Origin of the sequence: Anaerotignum sp., from assembly GCF_045122575.1 — a bacterium.
Taxonomy (GTDB): Bacteria; Bacillota; Clostridia; order Lachnospirales; family Anaerotignaceae; genus Anaerotignum_A.
This window is the reverse complement of the sequence record NZ_JBGVHV010000188.1, coordinates 1-5504: the sequence shown is the minus strand read 5'-3', so window position 1 is coordinate 5504 and position 5504 is coordinate 1. Positions and strand designations below refer to the sequence as shown.

The window sequence follows — 5504 nt, the reverse complement described above, 5'->3', positions numbered from 1 at the left end:
GTATTTTCCATGAAGGCTTTCGGCGGCGGCGCCCTGACTGTCAGCTATCAGGAAGCCCTGAATTATGTCTTCTCCCAGTCGGAAATCGATTCCGTGATGATCGGTTTTGGTAAAACAGCGGAGGTGGATGACCTGCTTTCCTATCTGGAAGGCACCATGAAAAAGGACTATAACCCCGATGTTTCCAAGAAAAAAGTCCATATCAACCACGAAGACTGCGAAGGCTGTGGTGCATGCAAAAATGCCTGCCCTGCCGGTGCTATCTATTGGGGCGAAAACGGTCTGGCTGAAGTGGATCACGAAAAATGCCTGACCTGCGGCTATTGCAGTCCTGTTTGTCCTGTTCGTGCAGTTATCATGTACTGAAACAGGGCAACAAAGTCATAAAGCTTCCGCAGATTTATCTGCAAGGAACTTTATGACCTTGTTGCACGCCCCAATATGAGTAAAGAAGCCGATAGGCGATTTACGAATATTGGAACAGATTGTGAGAGCGAAGCGAAACAATCTGAATTCAGTTTTCCAAACAAAAAAGGCTCTCTCTGATTACAGAGAAAGCCTTTTTTGTTTTCTTAAATCTCCAACTTCCAGCCACAGTCGTTGTGATAGATCATCTGCTTGGTCATACCGCCATCGATGCAGATGTTTTCCCCTGTGATAAATCCTGCTTTATCAGAACAGAGGAACAATACCATATTTGCAATATCCATAGGATTGCCCACACGTCCAACGGGATGCTGTGCCGCATCGGCACCGCCGTATTCCTCATAATCCGTATCGATCCATCCGGGGGAAATGGAATTGACCCGCACCTTCCCCGCAAGGCTGACTGCCAGTGCATGGGTCAGGGAGGCAATACCGCCCTTGGCCGCCGTATAGCTTTCTGTGAAAGGCTGGCTCATGCGGTCACGGCTGGAAGACATATTGATGATGCTTGCCCCTTCCGCAAAATAAGGCAGGAACAGCTTCGTCAGGTAGAAAGGCGCTGTCACCCCTACCTGCAGGGCATAGTTGAATTCCTCATAGGAACAGCTGTCGATGCCCTTCATAAACGGCAGTGCATTATTGACCAGCACATCCACCCTGCCATACTCCCCAATGACTTTACCCACAAAATCCTGCAGGACTTCTTCCTTCGCAATATCGCCGACAAAATAAGGGTTGTCCAGAATATCGATGATGCAAACCTTTGCGCCGGCCTTTTCAAATTCCTCACAGATGCATTTGCCGATGCCTTTTACGCCGCCGGTCACAACGACGACTTTATCCTTGAACATAAAAATCCCTCATTTCTCTTTCAGACGAGCCAGAATATCCACATCTGCAGGGCAGAACGGATATTGGTCGATCTCCTCCACGGTGATCCAGCGGATGTCGTGATGCTCCAGTTTTTTGGGTACGCCTTCCGCAATACGGGCGTTGAATAAGGTCAGATGTACCGTCAGATCGGGATATGCATGGGTCACTTCCATGAACACATCCTCCACTTGAACGGTCACATCCAGTTCCTCTTTACATTCGCGGATCAGGGCCTCCACTTTTGTTTCATGGGGCTCCACTTTTCCGCCCACAAATTCCCACAGCAAAGCCCTTGTCTTATGGGCAGGCCGCTGACAGGCTAAAAATCTATCTTCCTTCCAGATTAGAGCTGCTACTACTTCCGTCATTTTTTCCACCATCTTTCTGTTATTGCCACCATTATATCAAAAAAGCACTGCTTGCGCAGTGCCTTTTCCTTATTCTTCGATTTTCTTTTCCCATTCTTTACGGTTGAGCAGATAGAAAATGTCCAGTTTTCCCTTATACAGGGGCTTCCATGGCTTATTTTTCCCGCAGTAATGGATGATGGCGGAATGACGGCAGACCCAGTCTGCATCCAGCCCTTTCCATCCTTCCAGCATCAGGATGCGCTCCGTCATGTTATAGACATTGGCATCGATGGGCAGGATCCTTTCACTGTACAGCCCGCTGATCACATCCTGATCGGGAAGGATCAGCAGTTTCTCGTAAGCATTGATGTAATCCATGACCGCCTGTACTTCCTGCTCCCGCCGCAGTGCTTCCAGATTCAGAAGCATCACGCCGGAATTGATATAGACGCCCTCCATATCCAACCGCAGCTGGTTCACTTTTTCCAGCATGGTATCCTCTTTCACATGGCTGGCTGCTGCAAAAAAAGCATTGCCCATTTCCATATGATAGAGTTCTTCCAGAGAGCCAATGACCGTCAGATCAGGGTCTAAATAAAGCACCCTGTCTAACTCCTGCGGCAGATATTGGGCCGCAAAAATGCGGTAATACATCTCCACCGGATAGCGGTCGGTGGTCGGTGCGCCCTGCAAAATTTCCCCGTCAAAGGCTGTATGGGTGATACGGCTTTTTTCCTGATCCAAAGCCTTTCCCATCAGCGCGATATCCCCCTCCTGCAATGTGCCTGCCACATAAATATCCAGAAATACATCGGGATGATTTTTCTGCAGCGAAAACAGCATCAGTGCAGCCTGCTTGGCGTAACCGCTGTCACAGGTCACAAGGATATTCATTTTTTTCATCTCTCTTTTTTCACCTCTATCAGAACAGATTTGCTACTTCTTCTGTTGTAGCCGCAATCACATCCGCCCCATGGGCTTCGAATTCTTCTCTGTCACCATAGCCCCATTCCACGGCAATACAGGGAATGCCGATGGCATGGGCACCATTGATATCAAATTTTCTGTCGCCGACCATGATGACATCATCCTTTGTGGCCTGCATGGTTTCCAGAACATAATCGATAACCTTTGCCTTATTATCCCTGCCGGCTTCCCGCATATCACCGCCGATGACTTCAAAATATTTCGTAATCTCAAAATGTTCCAGAATACGCACTGCCAGATCTTCCTTTTTGGAAGTGGCCACCGCCATGCGTTTGCCCTTTGCCTTCAGATTTTCCAGCAATTCCACAATGCCGGGGAAGACCTTGTTTTCAAACAGGCCGATGGTGGCATATCTTTCGCGGAACACTTCGATGCCTTTTTCCGCTTCTTCGAAGGGCATTGCAAATTCCTTTGTAAAAGATTCGATGAGGGGAGGGCCCACCATAAAGCGCAGTTCCTCATACTCCCACACCCGCATCCCCATTTTTTCCTGCATATACTGGGCGGAACGGATGACCCCTTCCATGGAATCTGTCAATGTGCCGTCCAGATCGAACAGAATGATGTTTTGTTTCAGTGTATCCATCCTATTTGCTCCTTAACTTCTTTGGTTTTGCCTTATTCTACACCAAATAGCCAAAGACTGCAAATCATTCTCTCACCCATCCTTTCTCTGCCAGAAACAAAGCCACCCGTTCGAAAAACAATCCTAAAATCGCCCAGAGGGGCGCATAATCCAGACGGATCAGCCCCATCACGGAAAAGGGCCTGTCCCCATAATCCCAAGGACAGATGCCTGTTCCCCATTGCAGCAGCCCGCCTGTGATAAATTCCACCGCAAAAATGGCAAAGACATATACTCCGACCCTCTGCCACAGGGGACAATGCCGCCGAAAGGCAAGGAACAGGGGCAGAGAAAGCCCCGCCAAGCCATAAATGGGAAACATCCAGAGATAGGTCTGCGCCGTCAGGGCGGCATCCCCCAAAAGAAAAGAGCAGAACCCCGTCCAGAGGATCTCCGCACACCAGCCTAAAACACCAAATATCATAAAATTCTTAACCATACTTTTAATATGGCAAAGGCTTATCAAACTATTCGGTCAAGACCGATGCCAATACCTGGGCCAAGGGCTTCATGGCATTTTTCGCCTCCACCTTGGTATTGGTCTGGGCGCCCACTTCCACCAGCGAAGAGCGGGGCATAAAATGCAGGCTGAACCGATAAGCATTCAGATAGATCTTTCTCGTAAAATCAGGATAGAACTGATCTGCCGCCGTTTTCATCTGCAGGCTGAAGGCAAGATTTTCTTTTATGTATGGATTTTCCAGACCACTGATGGGCTGCGGCGTTCCGTTTTTGTTCAGGCGGCAGAGGCCGTTGAAAAACATGACCTGAGCCGTCGACTTCCCGTCGATCTCCGTCACCAGCCGCGTCCCCTCTGCCACGCCGTCCCGATGAAGGTCGATACAGACTTCGATGGAAGGATATTTTTTTAATATTTCCCGAATGGGCGGCTCCATCCGTTCATAGGCGCCTGTGGTCTGCCCCTTGCCGTTCACCATGTCATACTGCCCCCCGTCATGGATGACCCCGATGCCGTATTCCTCCTCCAGAATCCGTTTCAGTTCCTCCCCTACGCCCCAGATGCCTTCGGAAAGCCCCTTGGACATATCACTGTCGGCAAAACCTTCGTGGATATGGGTATGGAAAATCAGAACTTTCGGCTCCTGCTTCGTTTTTTTTATGGTCAGGTCAAGGCTCAGCGCCTGTTCCACATCGATATCCCCCGCAAGCAGACTGGTGCGGCTGTCCACGATATAGTAATTGCTCCTGAGATACTGCAAGTCCTTCATGTTTGCCAGTTCCTCTGCCGTCACCCGAAGAGGACGGCCGCCCGCAGAAACGGCCAAGGCTTTGGAAAACTCCACATCATCGACACCAATGGTGTTGAGATTGGCAGAAACCACCGCTTTTTTCTCCCGTTCGAACAGGGCGGCAAAGGAAAGGCCGCCTGTCTCTGCTTGTCCCGGCAGAACCTCCGCCATAGCTATCTGCCCGCCGCCCATACGAAAAAACAGGGGCAGAGAAAGCAAAAAAACGACCAGACCGATGATATTCAGCCATGTTTTATCCTTCTTTTTCACCAGAGCCGCCCCCTTCCTCCCTTCAGTTTATGCCAAGGGAGGCACCCTCATTCCTGCAAATGACTGCGGCACTCTCTGGCCAGTTCCATGGCGCGGTTATGCAGGCGGATCAGGGCATTTTTATCCAGAACGGCATAGGGCTTTCTAAGATCGGAAATGCCCAGAATATAATCCGCAGAAACATCCAGCACCTCGCAGATGCGGATGAGGTCGGTATAACTTGGCTCGTTGCGCCTCGTTTCGTAGGAAGAAATGGCCGTGCAGCCATAGCCCAGCTGTTCTCCCAGCTCCACCTGTGACAGCCCCTTTTCCTTCCGCAGTTCCCGCAAACGTTTTGCAAACAACAGCTCCATCTCTCCATCTCCTTTCATAAAAAGAAAAAGACCTTCCGGGAAGGTCTTTTTGATGGTTATAAGAAGATTTCATTTTCTTTTCGGCCGCTGAGGGCTTTTTTCAGCAGCGCCTTTGCCCCGGCCAGCGCAACGGGGTTCACCGCCCTCGCCTGAATGGGGCAGACTGACACGCAGGCCATACAGGTGATGCATTTTTCCGTATCGGTTTCCTTGGGATTATTTGCAGGGTTCGCCCCTACCGGGCAGATGCTCACACATTTGCCGCAGTTCTGGCAGGTTTTTGCCTTGGGTGTCATAGGGATGGCACCATATTTTTTATAGGGTCTGTTGCCCACAAAGGGCATCGCTCTTTCTGTCCCCTGGTCCAGTT

The 5504-nt window shown here is 49.9% G+C and carries 9 protein-coding genes; 1 reads left to right on the top strand and 8 read right to left on the bottom strand.

The window, feature by feature from the left end; all coding sequences use genetic code 11:
- A partial coding sequence (locus ACJMLT_RS09370) for an ATP-binding protein (RefSeq protein WP_405729920.1) occupies positions 1-366 on the top strand: 366 nt, incomplete at its 5' end.
- A 206-nt stretch (positions 367-572) separates the two neighbouring features.
- On the opposite strand, the gene ACJMLT_RS09365 is transcribed toward ACJMLT_RS09370, so the two are convergent.
- From ACJMLT_RS09365 to ACJMLT_RS09330, 8 genes are all read right to left on the bottom strand, one after another.
- Positions 573-1277 (bottom strand): SDR family oxidoreductase, encoded by a 705-nt coding sequence (locus ACJMLT_RS09365; protein ID WP_405729917.1) that lies wholly within the window; start codon positions 1275-1277, stop codon positions 573-575.
- A gap of 9 nt (positions 1278-1286) precedes the next feature.
- Positions 1287-1667, bottom strand: a complete 381-nt coding sequence (locus tag ACJMLT_RS09360; RefSeq protein ID WP_405729914.1) for a (deoxy)nucleoside triphosphate pyrophosphohydrolase — start codon at positions 1665-1667, stop codon at positions 1287-1289.
- A gap of 69 nt (positions 1668-1736) precedes the next feature.
- A complete protein-coding gene (locus tag ACJMLT_RS09355) occupies positions 1737-2552 on the bottom strand; it encodes a glycosyltransferase family 8 protein (RefSeq protein ID WP_405729911.1) in 816 nt (271 codons plus the stop codon).
- Positions 2553-2571: 19 nt separating this feature from the next.
- Positions 2572-3222, bottom strand: coding sequence for an HAD-IA family hydrolase (locus ACJMLT_RS09350; protein ID WP_405729908.1), 651 nt, complete (start codon positions 3220-3222; stop codon positions 2572-2574).
- 64 nt (positions 3223-3286) lie between these two features.
- Positions 3287-3685, bottom strand: a complete 399-nt coding sequence (locus tag ACJMLT_RS09345; RefSeq protein ID WP_405729905.1) for a putative ABC transporter permease — start codon at positions 3683-3685, stop codon at positions 3287-3289.
- 43 nt (positions 3686-3728) lie between these two features.
- Complete coding sequence (locus ACJMLT_RS09340; RefSeq protein WP_405729902.1) at positions 3729-4781, bottom strand: stage II sporulation protein P; 1053 nt, start codon at positions 4779-4781, stop codon at positions 3729-3731.
- A 47-nt stretch (positions 4782-4828) separates the two neighbouring features.
- A complete protein-coding gene (locus tag ACJMLT_RS09335; RefSeq protein ID WP_405729899.1) occupies positions 4829-5134 on the bottom strand; it encodes a helix-turn-helix domain-containing protein in 306 nt (101 codons plus the stop codon).
- 56 nt (positions 5135-5190) lie between these two features.
- A partial coding sequence (locus ACJMLT_RS09330; RefSeq protein WP_405729896.1) for a DUF362 domain-containing protein occupies positions 5191-5504 on the bottom strand: 314 nt, incomplete at its 5' end.